Genomic DNA, 26,223 nt, shown 5'->3' with positions numbered 1-26,223 from the left:
GGAACATAATGATGGCCAGTGTCATTCTTAGCCTGGCTAATTCTTCTTATGCTGCAGGGAGCATTCCGCTTAAGGTTGAGGGGAAAATATTAACCGCGTCTTGCACACCCACATTCAGTAACGGTGGCGTTATTGATTACGGGAATATAGTTGCCAGTACTTTAAACCCTACTTCTGCAACTAAGCTTGAGACGAAAAACATCACACTAACCATAAATTGTGTTTCTCCGACGAAAGTAGGATTCAGCTCTAATGACGATCGTCAGGATAGTGATGCGGCATTGTATAACATTAATGTTGACCCCGCCTATAATTTTGGTCTGGGAAAAACAGCCACGGGCGTGAATATTGGATCTTATGCCGTGCAGCTTAATAACAGCGCAGTAACTGCAGATGGCGTGAATGCGAATCTAATTTATATACAGAAAGATAACTTCTCGAACCCTGATAGATCATGGACAGATTGCGGTGGCTTCTATGCGCAGTCACTTCAGCAAGACAACTGGCGTATTATGACGGTAGGGACTGGCCTGGACCCTATTGCATTTACAACAGCAGAATTCCCGATGGGGGTCACTGCGGGGATTCAGGCAACGGATACTCTTGGACTTATCGATAATACGCCGATTGATGGTCAGCTGACTTTTAGCTTGATTTATCTTTAAGAGCTTTGGGTAACAGCATAAATGTGTAAACTCGCGTACAAATGCGGGTTTACACTATGGTTTCAATATCAAAGCTATACTTAAGGAATATTCTAAGATGAGAGCTTTTCCATGAAAAAAAGTCATGCTGTTGATGGTTTTATCACCATGAAGGGATTCGACCTTAACCTCCTGAATGTTTTTGAAGCTGTTTATTTGTATGGCAGTGTGACCACCACCGCAAATGTGCTGAGCACTACCCCTGCGGCCATAAGCCAGGCTTTAGGTCGATTACGCGTTTATTTTGGCGACCCGCTTTTTATTCGCCAGGGTCAAGGGTTGAAACCCACCATAAATGCTACCTATATTCATGAAAAATTGGGTGGGACCTATGACGATTTGGTTTCTCAGTTTCACGATTTAAAAAATGAGAATGATAACGAGAATAAGAACAAGTTGGTGATCAACTGTTCTCTTTTTTTAGCAACAAGAATTCTCGGTCCGTTAATAAAAATCATGGATAAAATATCCCCAGAAAGTCATTTGGTTCATGACAATAATAATAATTCTGTAGAGTCGGTAGATGATGTGTTGACTTTCAGAAAGGCGGATATTGTTTTTGATGTCAGCCCGCATAGTAATATGTCACGAAATACTTACAAGATTTACGAGGAACAATTTGTCGCTGTCTGTTCGCAATCGCATCCCCGGCTTAAAAGTACACTCATGTTCAGTGATGTACCCAACGAACGATTTGTCAGTATCACATCGGATAGCACCGAAATAAGCGCGGCTAAAACCGAAATAGAAAATGCGATTAATATGCAGAGAAAATTTCGTTTTCAGGCTACATCCACTATGGCTGCCCTGAGTTTTGTTGAGCAGTCGGATGCGGTGACTTTTGCCCCTTTAAGCGCGTTCAATAAATATAAAGAGTGTTACAACCTAAAGATGCTGGAAACTGAATTTCTCCTGCCATCAGTGCCGATATATATGGTGTACAACAAAAGCGCACTGAACAGTCCGTTCCTTGCCAAAGTAGTGTCCGGTTTGCAAGAACATTTCTCTTTGCCATATTAATTAGTGGCAACGGTATGGATGCAGAGGCTTTCCGTGTTAAGAATGGGTTGGCATGGCGGGCATTGATCAACTCTCCGTCGCTCGGAAGTACAAAATCGGGTGGTCCAATTACTACAGTCGATGCCGGATTGATGAGTGCAGAGGTCAACTGTATCCGTATCAATGACAATAACTCCCCGTCTTCATGTTCATGATAAAAGCGCTCCACGACCAATCATCCCCAAAACTAAAATTAACTATTTGAGAAACAGTAACTTAACGAAGGGTGGTTTTAGTAAGCAGAGTACAAACTTGAGATTGTATTTTTCAATATTTTCAAATAGTTGAGTTATTTCCCTGAATGTAATGTTCAGTCATATGGAATGGTTCGAAGCGGCTGACCTGATCGTTAAAGGTATGGAAGGCGCGATTAACGCTAAGACCGTAACTTACGATTTCTCTGATTTCAAAACGGGAGCCTGGTGCTCCCGTTTTTTATGCTTTCACAAGAACCCCAAACTGCACCATATTTCTACTGACCAACACACTATGGCATAACGAAATAATTCCCCTCAGAGTAATATTACTATATCAATGGGGGTTAGCTGAAAATGGCGGCAACCGGTTCCTGTTGTGAAATTATATTTATTAAAAAACGAATCTCCAGTTGAGTGCGGCTAAAATATTTCTACAATGCGGATGCGCATTGTTTCGTTAATGAAAGCTATGACATTGAGTTTCAGCCAGGGTTACCAGGTTTTTCAGTGGGACAGTATTTAGGTAATTAAATAACAACTAACGGATATTAATTTATGAGAGAGTATGTTAAGAAAATAGCTTCGTTTGCGACATCTGGCTTAGTCGTCGCATGTATTGCTGGATGGGTTCCTGCAACGGTGTTAGCGGCAGAAAAAGAAAAAATTGAGGAAAGGCCAATCCTTATTCAAGGGCCAATGCCTATTGAAGCTGAAAAATTCGCCAAAAAATTAACTGATGTAAAAATTGAGAAATCAGGGAGCTTTGTATTTTATATAGGTACGCTGGATAATTACCCAGTTATAGTTTCTAAAACCGGTAAAGGGATGGAGAATACAGCTGCTAATACCGCTATAGCAATTGAGAAATATCACCCTATTGCTATTATTAACCAGGGGACATCCGGTGGGCATGATCCTGATTTAAATGTGGGTGACATTGTCCTGGGAAAAAGAACGGTAAATACGGGTTCTCTGAAATCAGGTGATTTAGGTAAAAATCAGGGAAGCAACCCAATGACCTGGGGGCCAATGGACTTAATGGCTTCTGAAGGTAGTGGATCAGATCCTAATGCTAAAAAAATTCGTTATTACGAAGGTGATAAGGACTTACTGGCATCTGCTATTGCGGTGAAAAATACCTATACAAAAGGTAAGGTTGTGGAAGGGACTATTGCTTCATCAGATTTTTGGAATGATGAAATTGATCGAATTAATTGGTTTCATGTGAATTACGGTTCATCTGTAGAAGAAATGGAAGGTGCTGCAGGTGCACAAATTGCAAGCGCTTATGGTGTGAAATTCTTGGGTATAAGAGTTCTGTCCAATAATAAAAGCAATGGTGGTAAATATAACCCGGCAACAGCGGAAGGAAACCAGGATTATGTTTATGAAGTGGTTAAGCATTATATTTCAACACTAAAAAGCAAATAGTTTTAGAAAAAGCTGAGTTGTTTATGCAGTAATGCCAGTCAGTTAAGCAACTGACTGGCTGCAGCCAAACAGGTTCATATACCCGCACAGCCAAGTAAGGCTGTGTGTGAAGTTTTCAAAAATGTGCCATTAGATTTCAAACTATAGACTTGAAGTGTCTGAGATCACTTAGCCTCGGCATGAGCCGGGACTTTTTCATTCGTGTTTTTGGTAAGTTAGGTGATTTGGCACAAAAACCTAATAATCACGCAAGGTAACTGTTTATCCTTCTCTCCGTCAGCCATCACCAGGGTGACAGGTAATAGATTTACCATAATAAGAGTGATAGCAATGAGTCGTTGGCTCATGATAATGGGCCGTTTTTTTACTCCGACGAACTCATAACGCTGTCTAACTTATCAGCAATAAATGTGAAAAGGCTCACTTCGGTGGGCCTTTACACATTTAGCGCCAATCATTCAGCAACCTCTTCTTTCCTTGTTGCAGGCAGGTGGAGTTCACCCCCCCAGAGCAATCGTGATGGCGACGATCACAGTACCCACCGCTGCGAAGATAAAGCCGATAAACCAGGGACGGCTTGAACTGGCATAGCGAGCCAGGCCACGACCGAGTAACACCAGCATCAGGAGAGCGATAGCGTGGGAAAGACGCAAAGCCAGTACGGTGTCGTCGAGGAACATAAATGGCAGTAAAACGGGAAAAGTGGAGAGAAACACCAGTAAGAAAACCCCCAGGCAGTTACGCAGATCGTTCCAGGTGAGCATGCGACCCATCGTCACACTATGGGACTCTTTAAATCGCGTCTGCCAGCTTTTAAGTTCAGCATCAGAGCAATTCTCTGCCAGAAATGGGGGCAGGGCATCGCGCATGGCTTCCAGTGCGGCTGAATCACCTTCCGGTAACTGGCGTAGTTTTTTCTCCAGGCGCACTAAACGTCCTCGCTCAGCCAGAGTTGTGATGAGGTAAACAATGGCATCGATTATCCCCCATGCGATGTTACAGCCGATACCGGCGATAAGCAGATCCTTGACCTCTGCTTTTCCCGCTTCGAAGGCGTTAAAACAGCCCGTGAAGGTGAGCACCATCAGCAGACCGAATAGGATCTCGGAGTGACGGGATATTGGGTCTAACGGGGAGAAACGGGATTGGTTCATTGACAGCACTCACTTTATGGTTAACACAAAGAGTGGATCGGAACTGGATGTGCTGAATAAGAAATCAGCATATTCAAATTGTAGTGCTGCTCTATCAACTGAGCTATATCACCATGTGAGAAGTTAGTGCGAAATTACAGTCTGAGAGATACTTTTAGATTAAAAAAAACAACTGCTGACCTTACTAATACGGCTCCTTGCGGAGGAGCCGTTACATATAAAGCATGCGGATGAATACTATTTGTAGAGTATTGCTGTTCCGTATACTTGCCCTTCAATATCGCGTTCAGAAATTATTTTATAACGGGTCGCCCCTTTTTGAGTTGCCTCTGTACCAAGGAAAACCTTTACATCATTAGCGGAATCTCCCCAGGCAGAGATGGTACCCATCTCTTGTAGATGTGTCGTTCCATGAGCTAACTCTTGGGCTGGAGTCTCTATGGCCGCTGCTATGGCGGTTACAGGAAGTACCAGAAGAGCCGCCGTCATAGATAAATAGATCAATCTTTTCATCTTCACATCCTCGTAACTCTCAAGTGGATGAGCGTTCGAAATCTATCGGCACTTTAAAGTGTAGATGCAGGGAGAAGATAAACAGTGGATAAATTATCGATTTATGAACGATTTCTCATGGTGTTTCTTTAAGAGGTAATCTAAAAAATATATCGATATGCCGGAGCGAAAATCGACTGGAGTCTTTGTTTACATTAAAAATAAACTATATGAAACGAATACACGGTGGTTCATATTGATTGGCTTATCAACAGCCTAATCGAAAATGTGTATTGATTTAAGCAGCAACCCCCGAGGGGTCTATAATTTAGCTACGTCATATTGGCGCGACTTGCCAATTCTGGGGACCTACTATGAAGAAATACGCATTGATCCTGCTGGCCGCTTCTACCCTGATAGCCACAATACCCGCACAGGCCACTGAGCAGTCACGGCAGCGCCAGGATGGCCGTGATGTAAGGCAGACCACTCGCGAGGCATCACGTAACGTCAAGCAGGAGTGTCGCGATGGCCTTGTTGGTAATGCTGATTGCCGACAGGACCACCGTCAACATAAGCAGGAAGGTCGTGATAAAGCTCGTGATATCAAGTACTGAGGTGTGCTGAGAAGGGATTAGTGCATAAATATTAGTTTAAAATTGTATTTATTCTGGCACGACGGGCTAAGCAACTGAAGTGTATGATTTGTGCCCGCCATAATGGTGTGCTAACCCACGTAAGGAATTTCCCATGAAAAAATATGCTTTAATGCTGCTTGCAGCTTCCACTCTGATGGCTTCAGTATCTGTACTGGCAACGGAGCAGGCTCAAGAGCGCCAAGATGGGCGCGAAGCCAAGCAAGAATGTCGTGACGGTCTTGTTGGCAATGCCGATTGCCGTCAGGAAAAGCGTGATATCAAACACTGATATCAATAAGGGGTAAGAGTTACTCCTGGTTAGTGCAGTAAAAATCCCGCCATGTCAGCGGGATTTTTATTATCTGGATTTAGAAAGTATATTTGATACCCATACGATAACGAACTTCCATTTCGTCTTTCTCATGGTCTTGATTGTAACGTGGAACATATCCGATTTCAGTATATGGTTTCCAGTGTTTATCAATGCTATAGCTGGCTACAACGTTATAGAGCCAATAATTATGCTCGCCTTCATAATCTTCATAATTTGTGAAGCGATATTCAAAATCACCGACAATAGAGAATTGTTGATAGGTATAACCAAGTTCCCAGTTAAATTGGTTATAGTTTTTGTCCTCAACACCGGCGTTTTCACTCACCTCAATACCTGGACGCCAACGCAGAGATGTCATCCAGTTATCGTTAATATTGTAGATGGCTTTAACCTGCACGCGGTAACCAATATAGGTATCACCAACATCAAGGTTAACTGCTGGCGCAATTGTTAACTGATCATTGATGATGAAGTTCTTACCAAATTCAAATTCGCTACCATTGCCACTGTATTTCTCAATGCCGTTTTTGTAGCCTTCTTTATCAACTTCTGTTTTTTCAGATACTTTGCCTTCAACGCTCGCAAAATAGCCATCTTCAGTAGTGTGGCCTATTTTAATCCTGTCAGCGTTGGTGCCGCTTTCTGGTTTAAATTCATGACGATAATCCAGTGTAACCGCACCTGAAGAAACTGAAACTAATAATGTAGCTAAAGCACTAAGTTTAAAGAGACATTTCATTTAGTCTTTCCCTGTTGTGAATTAAAAAATCAGTCATCGGACTGGTGACGATGCTAATTAATTTTGCTTTCAGAAAGAGATAGTTTGATCAAGAAAATGAAATCATGTTTCAATTGTTTTGTTCGTTATTAAATAAAATAATTATTGATTTTTTCTACAGCATTGGAGTTGCTCAAGAGTTGTGGTGTTAATAAACCGTAAATATATCGTCATGAGAATATAACCAAAATGATGTAGCACGGAAAAGAAGGACAATGTTGAAGGTGGGAATCAATTGATTTGAGTTGAGAAAGGGAAAAAGAGAGGGCGTGAAATATTTATTAGATTGTGTTTACCTAAAATACGTAAGAGCGGGAAGATTCTACCCCCGCTTTTATTGGTGGATGACAAGCCCTTCTTAACACTCACCGATTTGCCATATCCTGCCTGCGGCCTTTAGCCAGATTACGTGTCAGGTTTTTCATACCGTGGTAATTGGGTTATCTCATAAGTGCTTGTGCTTTGTATGGTGCAGCGATCTGGATTCGGGTTCCCCGAATAAAACAAGTAGTACTGCTGCTTTTCAGGGAAGAAAACCAGGTCATCTCCATTCTGAAAACTGGTGACACGAAAAGGAACGTCATTCCTTGTTTTGGTTTTCTTCACGCCTGAAGCAACCAGAAAGTGATCATCCCACTTCATTGTCGAAAGGTTATGGCTAAACCGTGATATGACAACATTTTCGCGCATTGGGCATGACAGTTTGGTCGCAGTGGCGGCAAAGGCGGATGATTGAATGAAGCCTAAAAGGCTAATGAAGAGAATGAGTTTCATAAAACACCTCATTTTGTAATGTATTGTAATGCAAGGGTAACATGTCTTACCAAAGAACTTAACCTTGGGTGATTGTTGGTTAAAATTTATGCAAAATCGCGAATTTTCATTTATGGCTGGTTGTTTTAAAAACAATAAGTTGAATTTTTAAGCGAACGATTCGCAGGGAATTGCATAGCTGATCGGCTTTGTGTAGAGTGTTCTCCACGCCGACTTAGCTCAGTAGGTAGAGCAACTGACTTGTAATCAGTAGGTCACCAGTTCGATTCCGGTAGTCGGCACCATATTTAAAAAAACCACCTTTCAGGTGGTTTTTTTTCGTCTGTGCCTTAGCCAATGTGAAGTGATTGAGAGGAAGCTTAACGGCAAACACTTCCTCAATGACTCTGGGGTTAGATCCACCCCTGATGGCTTGCAAACCAAACTACAATTGCCACCACAATTAATATCACCGTTGTTTTTCTCATGCTTTCTCGACCTGTTTAAAAGATTTTGGGCATAGTATTGCGTAGCTCAGAACAGGAGAAAACTCGTGAAAATCCTCGTTTCAGCAATACCTCGGATGATATTTACTCTTCAGAAACCAGCCAAAAATCTGCTTCGTCGAACATTTCTTCAACCAGACGGTTAATTTTCTCTTTTTCATTCTTGGTGCAATCACTGTTTACTGCATTAGCTTGCATTGGTTTCACCCTGACTTGCGCATCAGGGAAGAGGCCGTGAACTCGCCTTGTTAATTCTGCAAGAATCTTTTCATTTGCACCGGGAAGTCCCGCCACATTTCGTTTGTCGTAAACCAATTCAACGAACATTAATACTACCCTCTTAAAGCTGTGTTTTTGTACAGTAATAAATCTCTGCATTCAAGGCAAGTGGAGTTACCCAAAAAAGAAACTCAATAAAAAAATTGCGCTGCCTATTCCACTTTACTGGCATCAGGTGGGGTGTCAGCCTTACGTGCTTTCGCCTGTTCCATTATGAGTTGGTAGGCTACGTAATACTTGAAGATGTTGCTTACATATTGAACAGTTTCATTGCCGATACGTAGTTGTGCAATACGTTCGACATTGTTAAACCAGATATTAGGGTCAAGTCCTTTGGTTGCTGCCTCTTTGCGTAGACGGGCTATTTTGGCTGGGCCAGCATTATAAGAGGCGAAAGTGAAAAGTAATTTATTTAGATCGGTCATTTTCTCATCAGCAAAATAACGATCACGCATAAAACGGATATATTTTACCCCTGCATTAATATTAGGGTCGATCAACCTAATATCGCCGACTTTTAACTCTTTGCCGGTTGTTGGCAGTACCTGCATCACTCCAATTGCGCCACTTTTGCTACGAACTGTTTGGTCAAGGCGTGACTCTTGATACCCTTGTGCGGCCATCATCAGCCAGTCGACATTGTATTGCTCGCCGTATTTGCGGAAAATTTCTGTAACCTGATGAAACTTCTCTAATTCAGCTTGTGAACGTGCATCTTTTACCCATTTGGTGTTGCGCAAATATTTATAAACCTGCTGATTACCAAAAGAAGTGCCAATTTTATGCGCGGCAGTAAATTCATCGAGCTGTGCTTTCAGAAGAGGGGAGTTCTTACGCATTGCCAATGCGATAGAGCTATCATCACGGAGTGTAATATTTTCATAAACGACCAGGTTTGGATAAATCTGTGTCCACAATATGGCCAGGTAACGATCGACTACGGTGTAATCGGCAAGATTGGCATTCACCATCTCCAGAATGTCTTCCGGCTCGAAATTACCAGGGGCTTTGATAACGACTACGGGTGGCAGTTTTTTCTCGGCCAGGCTCTTATTCAGTGTTTCAATGCTGGAGACATAACTCGTCGACGGATTGACAAACACGGATTGCCCCGAAAGCGAATCGGCATTTTTGAGCTCGGGTGCCTTATTACTCGCAATGACCAACTCAGGGACATTGGTTACTAACGGCGTACTGAAATCGACCAGTTTTTCGCGTTCAGGAGTGATCGTCAAGTTAGCAGCGATGACATCGCCACGTCCGGCGATAAGCTGAGGAATAAGTTGGTCCCGTGCTGTTGGTATAAAAACAAGATGTGTTTTTTGTGAAGGTTTAAGACCTTTATTGATTTGTTTATCAAACTGTTGCATCAACTCCAACATGATGCCCCGCTGAGTCCCATTGTTATCAATAAAGTAAAAAGTTTTACTATAAGGAATCAAAACGCGAATGATGCGCCGCTGTTTCATCACATCATAGTCACCAAAAACCGTATTGATTTGAGTATCAAACTTCAAAGGCTGGTCATCGGTGGCTGCATGCGTCATCGGCAAAAATGAGGAAAGTAAGAGTAACACCCACATTAAGCGCACCATGGTGACATCACCTAAAAATTCTGGTTGCGTACCGTTTAACTATAGCTCGCGCGATGATGTTTTGATTGAAAAATACTCCATATGCAGCGTTACAGAAATGGGTACGGAAGGGGGTTTATGTTAATGAGAAAATTATTATTTGAAAATAATTCTTGCTTCCAGAACGCTGCCGTGCGTTAATGCGTCATCGGTTTGGAAGACAGACCTTATGAAAGCAGTTTTAGTAAAGCAGTCCTCAGTTCAAGCGCTATCAAGTCATCAGATACCCTTCTTCGTGAGTCTCCTCCTAAGTGCCTAAATAAGAAACGTTCTGCAATACAGACCACGTTCGCCATATAAAATGGCTATAAAATATTGAGGAAGTATCTATGTCTAAAATGACTGGTTTAGTAAAATGGTTCAACCCAGAAAAAGGTTTTGGTTTCATCACTCCTGACAATGGTAGCAAAGATGTGTTCGTTCACTTCTCTGCCATTCAGAGCAATGATTTCAAAACTCTGGACGAAGGTCAGAAAGTTGAGTTCTCTGTTGAGAACGGCGCTAAAGGTCCATCAGCAACTAACGTTGTTGCTCTGTAAGACTGCTAACGCATAACTGCGACTGACGCATGCGAAGACGGTGAATAACCCGAGCCGGAAGTCAAAGTGAATAAACCCGCCATGTGCGGGTTTTTTGTTATCTAAAATCCACTAAACCCCGCTTTTTTCCTTATTATTAATCACATAATATTAATAAGGTTATCGCTGTTCTTTACATTAATTAACGATATACCTTCAGTTGGTTTACGCTGAGTAGACTATGCTTGTAGCGGAATATACTTTTTTATATGTATATAACATTAATAACTGGAGTTTTTTTATGGGCTTTTGGCGTATTGTTTTTACGATTATTTTACCACCGCTTGGTGTATTGCTGGCTAAAGGATTCGGTTGGGCATTTATTCTGAATATTGTACTGACACTGTTGGGCTATATTCCTGGATTAATCCACGCGTTTTGGGTGCAAACCCGCGATTAATAAAATAAAACCTATTCATTGTTTAAAAGCTGGCGGGGCGGGTGACAACATGAGTCGCTCGCCAGAGGTGCCCGGCTGGATTTATCTGCCCTCTGTTTACTTTTACACCTAAGAATGTTCTGATATAGCCAATTATTTGATGAGCTACAGAGTCGTTTTATGTTTCAGTTAAAGCCGGGAATGCTGGCAATGATTATTGGTTCCCGTACTGCCGCAGGGCGTGTGAACATCGGTAAATCAGTCGAGCTTTTTGGCCTGTGCGAGCCTGGCGAAAGTTTTGTTAATCCGGTTACTGGTGTAGTAACGCAACTTCCTCATGATGCAAATCATCCGCTATGGTTGGTGACGGGTAATGTGGTGGCGTTCGATGGGCGCGAAGGTTATACCTTTGTTCGGGCAGAATATCTGATGCCACTCGACAAGACATTATTGCCAGAGAGCGAACAACAGCAGGTTGTGCAGTGATCGACTGTTGGGCTTCATTCGCGATAGCTATCTTCTTCATGCGTTAACTCTCCGTCTAAAGCCTCAATGCGGGCAATTAACGCAGGAAGCTCACCTTCAGCGTAAACCTCGATACCATTTTGTCGTAGTAATGCCGCAGCCACTCCCATTCCAGGTTGTGTGACTCCCTGAAAAGTTCCGTGGTAAATCTTCGTACTGCCGCAAGTTGGGCTGCCATCGGTCATTAATGCCAGGCGACATCCAGAGTCTTGAGCCGTTTTTAATGCCAGGAAAGCTGCCAATAGATATGCCTGACTCACATCTGAACCATCACTTTCCTGAATTTTTGCATCGCCATTAAGCGCAGCAGGGCCACTACCACCCACTAGTTCGGCAGGCAAACGCGGCGTCGTGAGGCCTGCGGCCAATTCAGGGCAATGGACGATGAGCCGTTGTTCTTGTTGCCAGCGTGCTAACACACTATTTATGAGAGGTTTATCCTGCCCGTTATAGCGAACTTTAAAGCCCATCAGGCAAGCACTAATCAGTATTTTTGTTTTCATTTCGCCACGTAAAGTCGGGTGAGAAAAGTACGGTACACTACTGTGATGGTGCTGCGCCACCCTGCTAATTTTGGGCGTTGCAAGGCAAAAGGTAGTGGCATACTCTATTATTCCTTATGTAGTAGCTGCTGTTAAACATAAGGATAATCAAATAAATGCCTCCATTACCTTTGAAAGAAACGCTGCGTGTTGCGCTGGTGGGTGATTACAACCCTGCGGTGATCGCACACAAGGCAATTCCTCTGGCTTTAGATAATGCAGCTGAATACCTTGACGTAACTGTTGACTATGACTGGCTGCCTACACCTGAAGTAACAAGTCCGGAGGATCTGGTGGGGTATGACGCCATCTGGTGTGTTCCTGCTAGCCCCTATCAAAATGAAGACGGTGCCTTTCTGGCAATCCGTTACGCTCGTGAGAACCAAATTCCGTTTCTTGGCACATGCGGTGGCTTCCAGCACGCCGTTATTGAATATGCGCGCAATGTCCTGGATTTGGGAGATGCGGTTCATGCAGAAACGAGTCAACAGGGAAGCCTGGTCATTGGGCCATTGAGTTGCTCACTGGTGGAGAAATCCGATGCTATTGAGCTAAAACCTGGGTCACTGATCGCTGAGGCCTATGGGCGTTCGATAATTGAAGAAGGCTACCATTGCAATTACGGTATTGCCGACTTTTTTGCCGGGCAACTGGAGACATCTCAATTGCAGCCAACCGGGTGGGATAATCAAGGTGAAATCCGCGTAGTTGAGCTTCGTGGACATCCTTTTTTTGTCGGAACACTTTTCCAGCACGAACGTAATGCATTGAAGGATAAACCTGCGCCGCTAGTTGAAGCGTTGCTAAAAGCGGCGCAGCGTTAATCAGGAAGGGTGGCCAGGTTGTGCTGGGCTGATGATCTGTGCATCACGCCCGGCAAAACCACCAAATACCGCCATCACGCACGCCAACACTGCGCACCCAAGCAGTGGCAAGCTCCACTGGCCAGAGAGATCGTGTACTTTCCCCATCATCGGCGGCCCGAAAGCCGCTAATAAATATCCCATACATTGCGCCATACCAGACAATGCGGCGGCCTGATGCGCACTATTTGCCCGCAGGCCGATAAACGTCAGGCCAAGAATCATCGTCGCACCAGAGCCAAAGCCAAATATCACGACCCAAACACTGGCGAAGTCTGGAATTAACAGTAAACCAATTGCGCTCAGTCCACACAACAAGGCCATGAGGATGGCGATGCCGCGATGGTCTTTCATTCGGCCTAAAATCATGCCGATAAATAAACCGGGGGCGGCGGTGGCTAATTGCATCAGGCCATGCAACGAACCTGCCTGCGCTTCACTATAACCGTGACTTATCAGTATCGAAGGCAGCCAGCCAATCACCACATAATAAATGAGCGAGTTGATCCCCAAAAACAGAGTCACTTGCCAGGCAAGCGCAGATTTCCAGATCCCCCGGTTATGTAAGGCATTACTGTTGCTTAAGGTCGATATGTTGTGATTCGACAACTGCGGCAGCCAAACTAGCAATGCCACCACGGGGAAAACCATCAGCGCCATCAGTGCGCCAGGCCAGCCGTAACCGTGTTGCGCGATGGGAACCACCATCATTGAGCCGATAGCTGCAGCAACGCCCATGGTCAGTGAATACGCACCAGTGAGTCGCGCCACTTGCCCTGGGAAATCGCGCTTAATCAATCCGGGCAAAAGCACATTCCCCATGGCGATCCCACAGCCAATAATCGCGGTGCCACTATAGAGCAGCACCGTGTTTCCCATCGAACGTACAGCAATTCCTACACAGATAATCAGCATAGCTGCAAACAAGCTACGTTCGATACCGAACCGGCGTGCAATCCCTGCCGCCAGTGGAGAAACAATCGCAAAGGCTAAAAGTGGCAGGGTGGTAAGCACGCCCGTTTGTGCAGTTGTGAGGCTGAAGGATGCGCGAATCATATCCAGCAATGGCGCCGTGCCGGTAAACGTCACGCGCAGCGTGGTGGCTATCATTAAAATGCCGAGCAGCAGCAGACCGTTTTTTTTCACATTTGAAGTTGAAATTGAAGACATACACATACCTCGTAAGACGATGCGCACAAGATACATGTTTTGGGAATGGAAGAAATCAACGTAAAATGCCAGCTTATCCCTAAAATCGGACAATATTATGGAGCGTGGCTTAGCCCTGGAAGGATTCGACCCTGATAGCAATCGACATCCTGCTCAGGCGTTTAGCATCCTGGTTTCTGAAAGTGAGAACGAAATTGCCTTCCATCAGCATCGCAAAGGCCAACTGATTCTGGCTTTGCATGGCGGGATTACTTGTGAAGTTGAACAGGCGAGGTGGATGGTTCCCACACAGCATGCAGTCTGGATCCCCGGTGAAATGCCACACAGTAATCGTGCGACCGCGAACGCCAGACTTTGTTTTCTGTTTATCGAACCCGATGTTGTGGAGATGCCATCACAATGCTGCACGTTGCGAATTACTCCGCTAGTGCGTGAATTGATCCTGCATCTGACACAGCAAAATGAACGCAATTTAGCGCAACCGGAGACGCACCGGCTGGTTCAGGTTTTGTTCGATGAATTGCCGCGCCAGGCTGTAGAGCAATTGCATTTGCCGATGTCGGGGCATCCTAAAATTCGCTTTATTGCTGAACGAATGGCTGCGGATCCACAGCAACGTCAGACGCTGGAGCAATGGGCTTCACAACTGGCGATGAGCGAGCGCAACCTTGCCCGGCTGGTGGTGAAAGAAACGGGGCTCAGTTTTCGCCGTTGGCGACAACAGTTACAACTGATTGTCGCGCTGCAGCTATTAATTGGTGGTGCTTCGGTGCAAAAGGTGGCCAGCGAACTCGGCTATGACTCGACCAATGCGTTTATTACGATGTTCAAAAAAGCGCTCGGTAATACACCTGGGCGCTATCTAGCCTCGCTAGAACCACAGTAGCTGATTCACTGTTTACCAATGACGAGCGACACAAGCCCTGCGGCAATCAGCGGGCCGACGGGCACTCCGCGGAATAATGCGACACCTAAAACCGTTCCTACCAGCAAACCGGCGACTAAACTCGGCTGGCTGCTCATTAAGGTCACACCACGACCGCCGAGCCATGAGACGAACACGCCGACTGCGATCGCAACCAGTGATTTCCAGTTGGTAAACGAGTGCAACAGTGTACTTGCAGGTAAAGTACCGCTAGCAATCGGAGCCATAACGCCAATGGTCAGAATAATAATCCCCACGGTCAGCCCCTGCTTTTCAATCCACGGGAAAAACTGACTCAGTGGGGTAACTCGGACAATAATGAGCACCAGAATGGATACCGCAACGGTAGTGTTATGGCTGACAAAACCCAGTCCGGCAAGCGCCAACAGGATTAATAGCGTAGAGTCGAAGATCATAGCTGTTCCTTGCGAAATATAAAGAGAAGGCTGTTTTTATTGTTATTAATAACTTTACGCGCAGGTGTGCTGTGACGTCAGCCTTTTTAAGTCGATACAGAGGATTTTGTGCAATTGCATGATAAAAATTAAGATTTTGCAATTAAGCGGGAGGGATTAAAAAGTCAGCCAGAATAAAACTGGCTGACTTGTGGTGTTAGCTGAAACTATTACTCGCCTGCTTATGGAACAGCTCACGGAATACCGGATAAATATCATCCTGATCGCGAATATGCTGCATGGCGAAGTTATCAAACGTTGACTGTAAGTCTTCGTATTCGCGCCACAGAGTCTGGTGGGCGCGGCGGGTGATTTCAATGTAGCTGTAATAACGCACCATCGGCAGTAATTTCTTCGCCAGTAATTCATGACACAACGGCGAATCGTCTGCCCAGTTATCACCATCTGAAGCCTGTGCAGCATAGATATTCCACAATGCCGGGTCGTAGCGCTCTTTCACCACTTCATCCATCAATTTCAGGGCGCTTGAAACAATCGTGCCACCGGTTTCCTGTGAGTAAAAGAACTCGTGCTCATCGACTTCCTTGGCCTGGGTGTGGTGGCGGATATAAACCACATCCACGTTTTTATACGTCCGACTCAGGAACAAATAGAGCAGAATATAAAAGCGTTTAGCCATATCTTTGGTGGCCTGGTCCATCGAACCGGAGACATCCATTAAGCAGAACATAACTGCCTGGCTTGAAGGCTCAGGGCGTTTTTCATAATTTTTGTAGCGTAAATCGAAGGTATCGATAAACGGTACGCGGGCAATTTTCTCGCGCAGTTCAGCAATCTCTTTGCGCAAGCGTTCTTCTTCAAGCAACTGCGCAGGTTCGCTGTTGCTTACCGTTTCAAGACAGTCTTCTAACTCATGTAACTGACGACGTTTACCCGCAGTCATCGCGGTGCGGCGGGCCAGCGAGTTTTGTAACGAACGAACCACGCTGATATTGGCGGGTACGCCATTCGATGTGTAACCCGCTCGATGGGATTTAAACTCAGTAATTTGGCGATGCTGATTCTTCTTCAGATTCGGCAAGGCTAAATCTTCAAACAATAAGTCGAGATATTCGTCTTTCGAAATTTGAAAGACGAACTCATCCTGGCCTTCACCATCCTGGCTTGCCTGGCCTTGACCCGCACCGCCCCCTCCGCCACCCCCTTGCGGGCGTTCAATGCGGTCATTTTGCACGAAGTGATCGTTGCCCGGATGAACACGATGGCGCAGACCGCCACGACCCTGATGAAACATCGGTTCGCTGATATCTTCACTTGGGATCGAGACCGATTCGCCGCTATCCACGTCGGTGACCGAACGCTTGTTGATGGCCTCGGAAATCGACTGTTTAATCTGTGCCTTATATCGGCGCAAAAAGCGCTGGCGGTTAACCGCACTTTTATTTTTGCCGTTCAGTCGCCTGTCAATAAAATAGGCCATAGTTCCCCCAAACTTCTTTGCCAACTGCGCAGGGGGGCCACACTGTGTGGCCCCATCTTTGACTCAGCCGTTATGAAGATTTACGTACCCGCAGATACCATTCGCACAGCAGGCGAACTTGTTTGCGCGTATAGCCTTTCTCCATCATACGATCGACAAAGTCATCGTGTTTTTTCTGCTCGTCGGTAGAGGTTTTGGCATTGAACGAAATAACCGGCAGCAATTCCTCGGTGTTCGAGAACATTTTCTTCTCGATAACCGTGCGCAGCTTCTCGTAGCTCGTCCAGTTAGGATTACGACCATTGTTATGGGCGCGGGCACGCAGTACAAAGTTGACGATTTCATTACGGAAATCTTTCGGATTGCTGATGCCAGCAGGTTTTTCAATTTTTTCCAGCTCCGCATTCAGGGATTCACGGTCAAACAGCTGGCCGGTATCCGGGTCGCGGTATTCCTGATCCTGAATCCAGAAGTCAGCGTAGGTAACATAACGGTCGAAAATGTTTTGCCCGTACTCTGAGTAAGATTCGAGATACGCGGTCTGAATCTCTTTACCGATAAATTCAGCGTATTTCGGGATCAGGTAGCCTTTCAGATGCTCAAGGTATTTCTCGGCCATCTCCTGCGGGAACTGCTCTCGTTCGATCTGCTGCTCCAGCACATAGAACAAATGCACCGGGTTTGCTGCCACTTCAACGTGGTCAAAGTTGAACACGCGAGAGAGGATTTTGAATGCAAAACGTGTAGACAGCCCGTTCATGCCTTCGTCTACACCAGCGTAATCGCGGTACTCCTGGTACGATTTCGCTTTTGGATCGGTGTCTTTCAAACTTTCACCATCGTACACCCGCATTTTGGAGTACATGCTTGAGTTTTCTGGCTCTTTCAAACGCGAAAGGATCGAGAAGCGTGCCAGCGTTTCCAGGGTACCCGGGGCGCATGGTGCATGTAACAATTCACTGTGCGTGAGCAGTTTTTCGTAGATTTTTATCTCTTCGGAAATCCGCAGGCAATAAGGCACTTTGACAATGTAAACACGGTCAAGGAAGGCCTCGTTATTTTTGTTGTTACGGAACGTCACCCACTCAGATTCGTTGGAGTGCGCAAGAATAATACCGTTAAACGGCAGGGCAGAGATGCCTTCGGTCCCGTTATAGTTGCCTTCCTGGGTTGCGGTCAGCAACGGGTGGAGCACTTTAATCGGTGCTTTGAACATCTCGACAAATTCCATGATGCCCTGGTTTGCACGGCACAGTGCACCAGAATAGCCATAAGCATCAGGATCGTTTTGCGCGTGGTTTTCCAGTTTACGAATATCCACTTTACCGACCAGCGCTGAGATATCCTGGTTGTTCTCATCACCCGGTTCAGTTTTGGCAATCGCAATCTGCGCCAGAATCGATGGCCAGACTTTCACTACACGGAATTTTGTGATGTCGCCGCCAAACTCATGCAGACGTTTTGCCGCCCACGGCGACATAATAGTGCCCAGATAGCGGGTAGGGACGCCGTACTCTTTTTCAAGAATAGAAGCATCTTCTTGTGGATTAAACAGGCACAGCGGGTGGTCATTCACCGGGCTGCGTTCGCCATTAGCACTCAGCGTGTAAATTGGTACGCGCTGCATTAACGCTTTCAGGCGTTCAGCGAGTGATGATTTACCACCACCCACAGGCCCCAATAAATAGAGAATCTGTTTCTTCTCTTCCAGTCCCTGGGCTGCGTGTTTCAGGTAGGCAACAATTTGTTCAATGGCTTCTTCCATGCCATAGAACTCTTCAAACGCCGGATAACGGGAAATTACCCGATTCGAAAAGAGACGGGACAGCCGGGGCTCTGTGGCAGTATCCACCATCACTGGCTCACCAATGGCCATCAATAGCCGTTCTGCCGCATTGGCATAGGCACTGCGATCTTGCTTACAGATTGCAAGAAACTCCTGCAGTGTGAACTCTTCGTCCTTGGCAGCTTCATAACGCTGGCGATAGTGATCGAATATATTCATGGTATGCCGTCCTTTCGTATTTAGCACAGGTTAGAGAGCCGTTCGTATGAGTAATGGAGGCTCCCGGAAGACGTCTCCTGAATCTCGAGCAACCCTTATGCCAACTTCTCTTACCCGTCAATATTCAAGTTGTAAGCGCGTTTACTGCAACTCGAATGTTTCAGGGTAGCGTGGCATTTTCATTGCCGCGTTCAGCGTATTTCATCTTCCTAAAATAAAGCGTAGATGGCATTTGCAAAACTTGCATACGGCCACAAGCCAATTTCAATGACATATCAATAACTCATCCAAATAATTCTCCTTTTGTTGTAAAGGGAAGTGGTTGGTATCACATGTGATTCATAAAACTGAAAAGAAGATGAAACCTGTTTGCGAGATGTTGTTCAGTTGCTCTGATGTATCAAATTGGTAAAAAAGTTGGGGTGAGAAAGCAAGGGAGTTACACTCTAATTGCTAATTATTTGATTAAAGGACTTAAAGGATTGTGAGCAAATTCAAAATTATTACATTGGGTGTACTCATTGCATCAACTTTTCCTGCGGCGCAAGCAGCAGATGGCCCCTGGTCTGTAGGGGCGGCAGCTCTGGTAACGCCTAACATGTACAAAGGCGATCAAGACCGTTTGTATCCGATCCCAATGGTGGGTTATGAGGGGGAGAGTTTCTACCTGCGTGGCTTAACCGCAGGTTACTACTTGTGGAATGACCAGGCTGACAAGCTTTCCATCATTACCTACTATTCGCCTATCTTCTTCCGAGCGAAAGACAGCGACTCTAAAAGCATGCGCCAGTTGGATAATCGCAAAGCGACTCTGATGGCCGGGCTTTCTTATGTACATAACACGCAATATGGTTTCTTGCGCACTGTGCTGGCGGGTGACACGTTGGGCAATAGCAACGGCGTAAACTGGGATACCGCCTGGTTGTATCGCTACAACAGCGACAGATTGACGTTTACGCCGGGTATCGGGATAACCTTGAGCAGCGAAAACCAGAATGAATATTACTATGGCATCACTAAGAGTGAGTCGCAGCGCAGCGGTTTAGATTCCTATGACCCGGATAGCAGCTGGGCACCGTACGTTGAACTGTCTGTAAACTATAGGCTGACAGATAGCTGGAACGTCTTCGGTATGGGTCGCTACGTGCACCTGGCTAATGAAGTCACTGATAGCCCGATGATTGATAAAGAGTGGACGGGAATTTTGATGACAGGCATTACGTATAGTTTTTAGTCGCGCACTAACGCAGTGCAATTTATGCACTTATCCGGGGCGCTTGCGCCCCGTTTGCATTATGGTGGTGCAACGAGTTAAGGGGGATGTGATGGCAAAACAAATAATCTTTTCTGGAACACAACCGTTACCGGCAATTGGGCAAGGCACCTGGTATATGGGGGAAAAGTCTGCGCAATATGTCGAAGAGGTGAATGCACTAAGAGCGGGCATCGATCTCGGCCTGACTCTCATCGACACGGCAGAAATGTATGCCAATGGTGGGGCAGAAAAAGTTGTGGGTGAAGCTATTAGCGGCAGGCGTGATGAGGTTTACCTCGTTTCGAAAGTCTACCCCTGGAATGCCGCTGGGCCGAGCGCTATTCAGGCCTGCGAGCAGAGCCTGAAACGGCTAAAAACGGATTATCTCGATCTTTATTTGCTGCACTGGCGCGGGGATATTGCACTGGAAGATACGGTCAGCGTTATGCAGCAACTGGTGCAACAGGGCAAAATTCGTCGTTGGGGTGTTTCAAACCTCGACTATGCAGATATGCAGGAGTTGTGGAGTGTTACGGGTGGGCGCGAATGTGCCACCAATCAGGTGCTTTATCATCTTGCCTCACGTGGCGTTGAGCATGATTTACTTCCCTGGTGCCAGCAGCAAAAAATGCCGGTGATGGCTTATTGCCCGTTAGCACAAGCAGGCCGGTTGCGTAGCGGGTTGATGAACCATCCTGTGCTTAATGATCTTGCACAGCAAAAAGGGGTGACGGTTGCGCAGTTACTGCTGGCGTGGGTCATTCATCATGAAGGTGTGGTCGCAATTCCAAAAGCAGGCAGTGTGGCGCATGTCAAAGAAAATGCCCTGGCGCTTGAGATTACATTGAAGCAGGAAGAAATCACTTTGATGGAAAAGGCGTTCCCGGCACCGGGCCGCAAAACGCCTTTAGATATGGTTTAAGCTTTTTTCGCGACGCTCAGTGTCGCCGCTAAGCGTGCAGGTTTATCTGCAGCTGCTTTCTGCGGTGCGCTTGCGCAGGCCGTTTCGACACAAACGAAAGTCTTGTAACCATCGTCTGGCATATCTGCCATAGAAGCAGACAATGCCGGGCCAGGGTTCCAGCCAACCACGTTAACGTGATGGTGATGTACAACATTGATAGCGCGGTTCAGGCTTGCATCATGGATAACGCTGCACTCTTCTGGTTCCAGATACACACGGTCAGTACGGTCCGGGAAGGTCTGCACGCCGTCAGTTAACTGGCCTTCAGAAGCATTAAGCACTTTATCGATATATTTTTTACCCAGCCCGCTCACTTTCACATCAGCAATATCGCCAACATTAAAGTAAGTGTGTAGTGCGGAGTTAACCTCGAATTCGCCGTGCGCTTCCAGTTCCATCTCACAGGTTTTACCGAGTTTGTAACGTGCATACAGGGTGAAATCGTGTGGCCAGAATTTACGAGTTGCATCGCTGCTTTGTAATTCGAAAGTCAGAGAAACGCCGCTTTCATCTTCGTTATGTGCGCTCAAAGCCCATGGCAAGTTACGGGCAAAACCGTGCGCGGGTAAGTCTGATTGCGCGGCAGGGCCAAACCATGGCCAGCAGATTGGCACACCACCACGAATGGCTTTACCGTCCTGGAATGGGGTGTTGTCGCTCAGCCAAAGCACTTCTTCTTCACCAGCAGGTTTCCATGACAGCAGGTGCGCGCCTTGCAATGTCACAGAACCGCGAGCTTGTGGATGGTCAACAACGATAACTTCCAGCTCGTCAATTTGGCGGCGAGACACAGAAGAGGTGATTTGTTCAATAACCGGAAGGGCAAAAATTTTATTAATCATTTGTTCAACCTATCGATCAAAGGCGAAAAAAAAGGGCGACCACAGTCGCCCTTCAGGATTAATCACTCATCTCAACTTATTTGGAGATGTGAGCAATCAGATCCAGTACTTTGTGAGAGTAGCCAGTTTCGTTGTCGTACCAGGAAACCAGTTTCACAAATTTGTCGTTCAGTGCGATACCAGCTTTAGCATCGAACACGGAAGTGCAGATTTCGCCGTTGAAATCAGTAGAAACAACGTCGTCTTCGGTGTAACCCAGAACGCCTTTCATTGCGCCTTCAGAAGCCGCTTTCATTGCTTTCTTGATTTCTTCGTAGGTAGCCGCTTTTTCCAGACGAACGGTCAGGTCAACAACAGACACGTTTGGAGTTGGAACACGGAACGCCATACCAGTGATTTTACCGTTCAGCTCTGGCAGTACAACGCCTACAGCTTTAGCAGCACCGGTAGAAGAAGGGATGATGTTCTGAGCTGCGCCACGACCGCCGCGCCAGTCTTTATGAGACGGGCCATCAACAGTTTTCTGAGTAGCAGTAGTTGCGTGAACAGTGGTCATCAGGCCTTCAACGATACCGAAGTTGTCGTTGATAACTTTAGCCAGTGGAGCCAGGCAGTTAGTGGTGCAAGATGCGTTAGAAACGATATCCTGGCCAGCATATTTTTCGAAGTTAGCACCACGAACGAACATAGGAGTGCTGTCTTTAGAAGGACCAGTCAGAACAACCTTTTTCGCGCCAGCAGTGATGTGCTTACGAGCGGTTTCGTCAGTCAGGAACAGACCAGTTGCTTCAGCAACTACATCAACGTTGACTTCGTTCCACTTCAGGTTAGCCGGGTCACGTTCTGCGGTAACACGGATAGTTTTGCCGTTAACAACCAGGTGGCCGTCTTTGACTTCTACAGTGCCGTTGAAACGACCGTGAGTTGAGTCGTACTTCAGCATGTAAGCCATGTATTCAGCGTCTAACAGGTCGTTGATTGCAACGATCTCGATGTCAGAACGTTCCTGAGCAGCACGGAAAACAATACGGCCGATACGGCCAAAACCGTTGATACCTACTTTGATAGTCATATATTCCACCAGCTATTTGTTAGTGAATAAAAGTTGCCTGTAAAATTACAAAAACCTTACTCAGCGTCAAGCGGAATCGTGTCAATCATTGCGACAAATCAATCCTATGGACATCATTTGAACGACTGAACCGCCTCGCGCTCCCCTTTTGGCTCTATATCCAAATGGGGATGATACAAGGAATTTTAAAGATCAATTCCAACAAGAATGTGACACCGATCACAAATGGCACTGAGCCAGAAATTCAGGGCTAAGTTTAGAACAAAAAACCGCACGGTGTTGTTAATTTTTTGTTAGAATCATGCTGTTATCAGTTACAGTACCCACTGCCCGAGATGTACGCATATGGCTAACCAATTACCTCCTGATTTATCGAAAAAAAACCTTTCTGAGATGCAGTTGTATGTCACCCAGAAGCATGGCACTGAGCCACCGTTTTCCGGTCGTCTGCTGCATAACAAGCGGGAAGGTGTCTATCACTGTCTGGTCTGCGACGCACCGTTGTTTATGTCAGAGTCCAAGTATGACTCAGGCTGCGGCTGGCCTAGCTTCTATGAGCCGGTGAGTGACAACGCAATCCGTTATATCAAGGACTTTTCACACGGCATGGAGCGGGTAGAAATCCGTTGTAACAATTGCGAAGCCCATTTAGGTCATGTCTTCCCGGATGGCCCTCAGCCAACGGGTGAGCGATACTGCGTAAATTCAGCTTCGTTGAACTTCACCGATGATAAAAACGGTGAGCAAATCGAAGGCTGAAAAATCGATTCAGCAAATTATTCCACAGGAACTTGCCGCATGATGAACCTGGATGAAATGTTAGAAGCAATGACACCGGAAGTTTATCAACGTCTGGTGACCGCCGTTGAGCTGGGGAAATGGCCAGACGGTGTGGCACTGACACCCGACCAAAAAGAGAACAGTTTGCAATTAGTGATGATGTGGCAGACGCGTCATAACACTGACCCGCAACATATGACCATCGGCACCGATGGCAATATCGTGATGAAGAGTAAGCAGCAACTGAAAGCCGAGTTTGGTATCGAACCCGCGCCGATTTTGACCGTGAAGCTGTAACGAGTTGTTTTTTCTCCCTCTCCCTGACCCTCTCCCAATGGGAGAGGGGACAGAGCGAGTAGGGTGGGTAAGCTTGCGTCACCCACCGAATAACGACGTTAATGCTCCGTTTTAATCCCTAAATCTTTGGCTAACTCTTTTGCCAGGCGGTTGTTGTCATCCGCGCCATACTCCCAGAACATCGCGCCACCTAAGCCTTTCGCTTTGATGTACTCTGCTTTGATTGCCACAGAACGTGGGTTCTCATAAGAGATGGCGAACAACGGCTTCCCTTCGGCTGACTTGACGGTCAAGTAGGGGACATGCGCGTCATCATCCCAGTTTTCAGTGAAGCGCTTTTGCGGGTCGTTAAGCATTTTGCTAACAATATCGTTATATTTCATGTAACTGTCTTTAGTCAGGTCAACGCCTAAGGACATAAACAGCGCTTTCTCGCTATCGCCGAAATAGGGTTGAGTGACCGGGTTTTTAGCCGCGTCTGGTTTATCCCAGTCAATACCTGGCTCGGTGGCGCGTTTAGGAATGCGGCCATAGAAACCGATGCCGAGGTTCATCTGCGCGGGTTTTAAGCCAGCTTTAATATAATTATCGACCACGAAATTCACGTTATATTTGTCAGCAGCCGCCACGGTTGGCCAGGTTTTCGAATCATACAGATTGGCGTTGAAGTACTGAGTGCCATACGCCATGTCGTAAGTCATCAGGTTGATGTAATCCAGCGCAGGCGCAATGGCTTTCACATCCACCCATTCGGTTGGGCTTTTCACGTTCGCGCCGACAGCAATTGTCAGCAGTTTCTCTTTGCCAAGTGCTGCACGCAGTTCATTTAGCAATGCGGTGAAATTAGCGCGATCTTCTGGAAGGCTTGCCACCAGCCCCCACGCGCCATTCACCGGATACTCCCAGTCCAGATCGATACCATCCAGACCGTAACGCTTGATCACATCCTGTACCGAACGGATAAAAACGGTGCGATTTTCAGGTGTAGCCGCCGCCCCAGAGAAACCACGCGCGCCCCAGCCGCCGACCGAAAGCAGGACTTTCAGTTGTGGATTCTGTTTACGCAGCGCAGGGATTTTCTCAAGGTCAGACATCACTTTTGGTGAAAGCCAGATTTGGTGAAGTTTAGAGGCATCTTTTAACGCAGGATTAGTCTCATCTTTTTCATCGTTATAGATCAGGCCAAACGAGTAGTTGAGATGGGTAATCTGGCGGACATCGAGTTTATCGATATCACCACCGGGCCCGGCAGTGACATCACCGCCACCGTTGAAATAACCTACCGAGAGGTAAGAGCTTGCCTGAGCCACACCAGCACAAGCGATTTGCATCACTGCCAGCAACGGCAGCAGCTTACGCGTGAAAACCATTGGGGAGTTCCTCTTTGACGGACAAATAAGAAATACAGCTAAAATGCTGTATAAATAAGCAACTTTATTATGAGAGCGCTCTCATAAATGAGCGAGCACTAAAAGTTCAGAATGAGAGCGGAATCGAAAAAAGGGGAAAGGGCGCGTTTACGCCCTGGAGAAAATTAGTAAGTAAAATCAGCGAGTGTCATCAGCGTAGCGCCAGCCGCCGACATATCCTGGAACGCCCGCAGGCTGTCTTGCGGATGCAGATTCACGCCACGGCAACCATCAGTGATAACCGTAACTTCATAACCCAACGACAACGCATCCAGCACCGTGAACTTGACGCAATAATCCGTCGCTAGCCCAACCACAATCAGCTGTTTAATCTCGTGGCGGAATAACCAATCGTCGAGCTGGGTTTTCTGGCGATGTCCATTGTCGAAAAAACCACTGTAGCTATCAACGAGGTGATTTTCGCCCTTTTGAAAAATAGCGTCGATTTCCTGCGCATTAAGCAAGGGGTGAAGTTCCGCGCCTTCACTGTTCTGAACACAATGATCCGGCCACCAGGTTTGTTTCAGCCCGTCGAGTTTCCCCTGCGTATAAGGCTCAGCTTTTTGCACGCTGGCAAAACTACCGTGATCTGCCGGATGCCAGTCTTGTGTGGCAAGCACCGCGTCACCACGGGCTTTACAATGCGCGATTAACGCGTTCGCCACATCAATCGTGCTGTCACCCTCAGGCACAGCAAGCGCCCCACCGGCGCAAAAATCATTTTGTAAATCGACTATCACTAACGCGCGTTGCATGGCTTCT

General features: G+C 46.3%; 29 protein-coding genes, 1 tRNA gene and 1 pseudogene. 16 read left to right on the top strand and 15 right to left on the bottom strand.

The window, feature by feature from the left end:
- The first annotated feature begins 11 nt into the window (after nt 1–11).
- The 4 genes and pseudogenes from EC843_RS16315 to EC843_RS16300 all read left to right on the top strand — a co-directional run bounded on the left by EC843_RS16315 (nt 12) and on the right by EC843_RS16300 (nt 3,391).
- Nucleotides 12–665, top strand: a complete 654-nt coding sequence (locus EC843_RS16315) for a DUF1120 domain-containing protein (protein WP_166642069.1) — start codon at nt 12–14, stop codon at nt 663–665.
- A 111-nt stretch (nt 666–776) separates the two neighbouring features.
- Nucleotides 777–1,724: a LysR family transcriptional regulator gene (locus EC843_RS16310; protein WP_133522612.1), complete on the top strand. Its 948-nt coding sequence runs from the start codon at nt 777–779 to the stop codon at nt 1,722–1,724.
- A gap of 321 nt (nt 1,725–2,045) precedes the next feature.
- Nucleotides 2,046–2,162: pseudogene (locus EC843_RS24850) on the top strand (hypothetical protein); the annotation flags it as partial.
- A gap of 353 nt (nt 2,163–2,515) precedes the next feature.
- Nucleotides 2,516–3,391: a 5'-methylthioadenosine/S-adenosylhomocysteine nucleosidase gene (locus EC843_RS16300; protein ID WP_121815414.1), complete on the top strand. Its 876-nt coding sequence runs from the start codon at nt 2,516–2,518 to the stop codon at nt 3,389–3,391.
- 497 nt (nt 3,392–3,888) lie between these two features.
- Here the strand turns inward: EC843_RS16300 and EC843_RS16290 are convergent, their stop codons facing one another.
- Both EC843_RS16290 and EC843_RS16285 read right to left on the bottom strand, forming a co-directional pair.
- Nucleotides 3,889–4,545 (bottom strand): VIT1/CCC1 transporter family protein, encoded by a 657-nt coding sequence (locus tag EC843_RS16290; protein WP_064547685.1) that lies wholly within the window; start codon nt 4,543–4,545, stop codon nt 3,889–3,891.
- A gap of 237 nt (nt 4,546–4,782) precedes the next feature.
- Nucleotides 4,783–5,058, bottom strand: coding sequence for a DUF1471 domain-containing protein (locus EC843_RS16285; RefSeq protein WP_133522611.1), 276 nt, complete (start codon nt 5,056–5,058; stop codon nt 4,783–4,785).
- A gap of 353 nt (nt 5,059–5,411) precedes the next feature.
- On the opposite strand from EC843_RS16285, the gene EC843_RS16280 reads away from it, so the two are divergent.
- Both EC843_RS16280 and EC843_RS24580 read left to right on the top strand, forming a co-directional pair.
- A complete protein-coding gene (locus EC843_RS16280) occupies nt 5,412–5,654 on the top strand; it encodes a hypothetical protein (protein ID WP_064547681.1) in 243 nt (80 codons plus the stop codon).
- Nucleotides 5,655–5,787: 133 nt separating this feature from the next.
- A complete protein-coding gene (locus EC843_RS24580; protein ID WP_166642068.1) occupies nt 5,788–5,964 on the top strand; it encodes a hypothetical protein in 177 nt (58 codons plus the stop codon).
- 79 nt (nt 5,965–6,043) lie between these two features.
- Here the strand turns inward: EC843_RS24580 and EC843_RS16275 are convergent, their stop codons facing one another.
- Both EC843_RS16275 and EC843_RS24845 read right to left on the bottom strand, forming a co-directional pair.
- Nucleotides 6,044–6,748 carry an oligogalacturonate-specific porin KdgM family protein gene (locus EC843_RS16275; protein WP_064547679.1) on the bottom strand — a complete coding sequence of 235 codons (705 nt, stop codon included), beginning with the start codon at nt 6,746–6,748 and terminating at the stop codon, nt 6,044–6,046.
- A gap of 444 nt (nt 6,749–7,192) precedes the next feature.
- Nucleotides 7,193–7,561 carry a hypothetical protein gene (locus tag EC843_RS24845; protein ID WP_064547677.1) on the bottom strand — a complete coding sequence of 123 codons (369 nt, stop codon included), beginning with the start codon at nt 7,559–7,561 and terminating at the stop codon, nt 7,193–7,195.
- A 208-nt stretch (nt 7,562–7,769) separates the two neighbouring features.
- On the opposite strand from EC843_RS24845, the gene EC843_RS16265 reads away from it, so the two are divergent.
- A tRNA-Thr gene (locus EC843_RS16265) sits at nt 7,770–7,845 on the top strand.
- A gap of 285 nt (nt 7,846–8,130) precedes the next feature.
- On the opposite strand, the gene EC843_RS16260 is transcribed toward EC843_RS16265, so the two are convergent.
- Both EC843_RS16260 and EC843_RS16255 read right to left on the bottom strand, forming a co-directional pair.
- Nucleotides 8,131–8,373: a DinI family protein gene (locus EC843_RS16260; RefSeq protein ID WP_074388583.1), complete on the bottom strand. Its 243-nt coding sequence runs from the start codon at nt 8,371–8,373 to the stop codon at nt 8,131–8,133.
- Nucleotides 8,374–8,477: 104 nt separating this feature from the next.
- Nucleotides 8,478–9,908 (bottom strand): lytic transglycosylase F, encoded by a 1,431-nt coding sequence (locus EC843_RS16255; RefSeq protein WP_232886923.1) that lies wholly within the window; start codon nt 9,906–9,908, stop codon nt 8,478–8,480.
- A 380-nt stretch (nt 9,909–10,288) separates the two neighbouring features.
- Between EC843_RS16255 and EC843_RS16250 the strand changes: the two genes are divergently transcribed.
- From EC843_RS16250 to EC843_RS16240, 3 genes are all read left to right on the top strand, one after another.
- Entirely contained in the window at nt 10,289–10,498 is a 210-nt protein-coding gene (locus tag EC843_RS16250) for a cold-shock protein (protein ID WP_034456078.1), read from the top strand.
- Between the two features lie 280 nt (nt 10,499–10,778).
- Nucleotides 10,779–10,937 (top strand): YqaE/Pmp3 family membrane protein, encoded by a 159-nt coding sequence (locus tag EC843_RS16245; RefSeq protein WP_064547671.1) that lies wholly within the window; start codon nt 10,779–10,781, stop codon nt 10,935–10,937.
- 159 nt (nt 10,938–11,096) lie between these two features.
- Nucleotides 11,097–11,402, top strand: a complete 306-nt coding sequence (locus EC843_RS16240) for a hypothetical protein (protein WP_064547669.1) — start codon at nt 11,097–11,099, stop codon at nt 11,400–11,402.
- Between the two features lie 14 nt (nt 11,403–11,416).
- Here the strand turns inward: EC843_RS16240 and EC843_RS16235 are convergent, their stop codons facing one another.
- Entirely contained in the window at nt 11,417–11,944 is a 528-nt protein-coding gene (locus tag EC843_RS16235; RefSeq protein WP_133522610.1) for a DUF523 domain-containing protein, read from the bottom strand.
- A 155-nt stretch (nt 11,945–12,099) separates the two neighbouring features.
- Here EC843_RS16235 and EC843_RS16230 point away from each other — a divergent pair, with 155 nt between their 5' ends.
- Nucleotides 12,100–12,807, top strand: coding sequence for a CTP synthase (locus tag EC843_RS16230; protein WP_133522609.1), 708 nt, complete (start codon nt 12,100–12,102; stop codon nt 12,805–12,807).
- On the opposite strand, the gene EC843_RS16225 is transcribed toward EC843_RS16230, so the two are convergent.
- Entirely contained in the window at nt 12,808–14,016 is a 1,209-nt protein-coding gene (locus tag EC843_RS16225; RefSeq protein ID WP_133522608.1) for a CynX/NimT family MFS transporter, read from the bottom strand. It abuts the gene before it with no gap.
- Between the two features lie 97 nt (nt 14,017–14,113).
- On the opposite strand from EC843_RS16225, the gene EC843_RS16220 reads away from it, so the two are divergent.
- Nucleotides 14,114–14,902, top strand: a complete 789-nt coding sequence (locus tag EC843_RS16220) for a helix-turn-helix transcriptional regulator (RefSeq protein WP_133522607.1) — start codon at nt 14,114–14,116, stop codon at nt 14,900–14,902.
- 5 nt (nt 14,903–14,907) lie between these two features.
- On the opposite strand, the gene EC843_RS16215 is transcribed toward EC843_RS16220, so the two are convergent.
- The 3 genes from EC843_RS16215 to yeaG all read right to left on the bottom strand — a co-directional run bounded on the left by EC843_RS16215 (nt 14,908) and on the right by yeaG (nt 18,842).
- The gene (locus EC843_RS16215; RefSeq protein WP_064547727.1) at nt 14,908–15,354 is read right to left on the bottom strand and encodes a DUF441 domain-containing protein; all 447 of its coding nucleotides are present in this window, start codon (nt 15,352–15,354) and stop codon (nt 14,908–14,910) included.
- Between the two features lie 199 nt (nt 15,355–15,553).
- Nucleotides 15,554–16,837, bottom strand: a complete 1,284-nt coding sequence (locus tag EC843_RS16210) for a YeaH/YhbH family protein (protein ID WP_133522606.1) — start codon at nt 16,835–16,837, stop codon at nt 15,554–15,556.
- 70 nt (nt 16,838–16,907) lie between these two features.
- Complete coding sequence (gene yeaG / locus EC843_RS16205) at nt 16,908–18,842, bottom strand: protein kinase YeaG (protein WP_064547656.1); 1,935 nt, start codon at nt 18,840–18,842, stop codon at nt 16,908–16,910.
- A 484-nt stretch (nt 18,843–19,326) separates the two neighbouring features.
- Between yeaG and EC843_RS16200 the strand changes: the two genes are divergently transcribed.
- Nucleotides 19,327–20,076, top strand: coding sequence for a MipA/OmpV family protein (locus EC843_RS16200; RefSeq protein WP_133522605.1), 750 nt, complete (start codon nt 19,327–19,329; stop codon nt 20,074–20,076).
- A 91-nt stretch (nt 20,077–20,167) separates the two neighbouring features.
- Nucleotides 20,168–21,019, top strand: a complete 852-nt coding sequence (locus EC843_RS16195; protein ID WP_133522604.1) for an aldo/keto reductase — start codon at nt 20,168–20,170, stop codon at nt 21,017–21,019.
- Here the strand turns inward: EC843_RS16195 and EC843_RS16190 are convergent.
- Together EC843_RS16190 and gapA are read right to left on the bottom strand one after the other, a co-directional pair.
- Complete coding sequence (locus tag EC843_RS16190; protein ID WP_133522603.1) at nt 21,016–21,903, bottom strand: D-hexose-6-phosphate mutarotase; 888 nt, start codon at nt 21,901–21,903, stop codon at nt 21,016–21,018. The two genes, EC843_RS16195 and EC843_RS16190, sit on opposite strands and share 4 nt — an antisense overlap.
- A gap of 76 nt (nt 21,904–21,979) precedes the next feature.
- Entirely contained in the window at nt 21,980–22,975 is a 996-nt protein-coding gene (gene gapA, locus EC843_RS16185) for a glyceraldehyde-3-phosphate dehydrogenase (protein WP_064547648.1), read from the bottom strand.
- A gap of 345 nt (nt 22,976–23,320) precedes the next feature.
- Here gapA and msrB point away from each other — a divergent pair, with 345 nt between their 5' ends.
- Nucleotides 23,321–23,734, top strand: a complete 414-nt coding sequence (gene msrB, locus EC843_RS16180; protein WP_064547646.1) for a peptide-methionine (R)-S-oxide reductase MsrB — start codon at nt 23,321–23,323, stop codon at nt 23,732–23,734.
- Between the two features lie 42 nt (nt 23,735–23,776).
- A complete protein-coding gene (locus tag EC843_RS16175; protein ID WP_121815777.1) occupies nt 23,777–24,052 on the top strand; it encodes a YeaC family protein in 276 nt (91 codons plus the stop codon).
- A 98-nt stretch (nt 24,053–24,150) separates the two neighbouring features.
- Here the strand turns inward: EC843_RS16175 and EC843_RS16170 are convergent, their stop codons facing one another.
- Together EC843_RS16170 and pncA are read right to left on the bottom strand one after the other, a co-directional pair.
- Nucleotides 24,151–25,422: a glycoside hydrolase family 18 protein gene (locus EC843_RS16170; protein ID WP_133522602.1), complete on the bottom strand. Its 1,272-nt coding sequence runs from the start codon at nt 25,420–25,422 to the stop codon at nt 24,151–24,153.
- A gap of 164 nt (nt 25,423–25,586) precedes the next feature.
- A complete protein-coding gene (gene pncA / locus EC843_RS16165; RefSeq protein WP_133522601.1) occupies nt 25,587–26,216 on the bottom strand; it encodes a bifunctional nicotinamidase/pyrazinamidase in 630 nt (209 codons plus the stop codon).
- Between the last annotated feature and the right edge of the window lie 7 nt (nt 26,217–26,223).

Origin of the sequence: Buttiauxella sp. JUb87, from assembly GCF_004361975.1 — a bacterium.
Lineage (GTDB): Bacteria > Pseudomonadota > Gammaproteobacteria > Enterobacterales > Enterobacteriaceae > Buttiauxella > Buttiauxella ferragutiae.
This window is presented reverse-complemented; position numbering and strand designations above follow the sequence as displayed.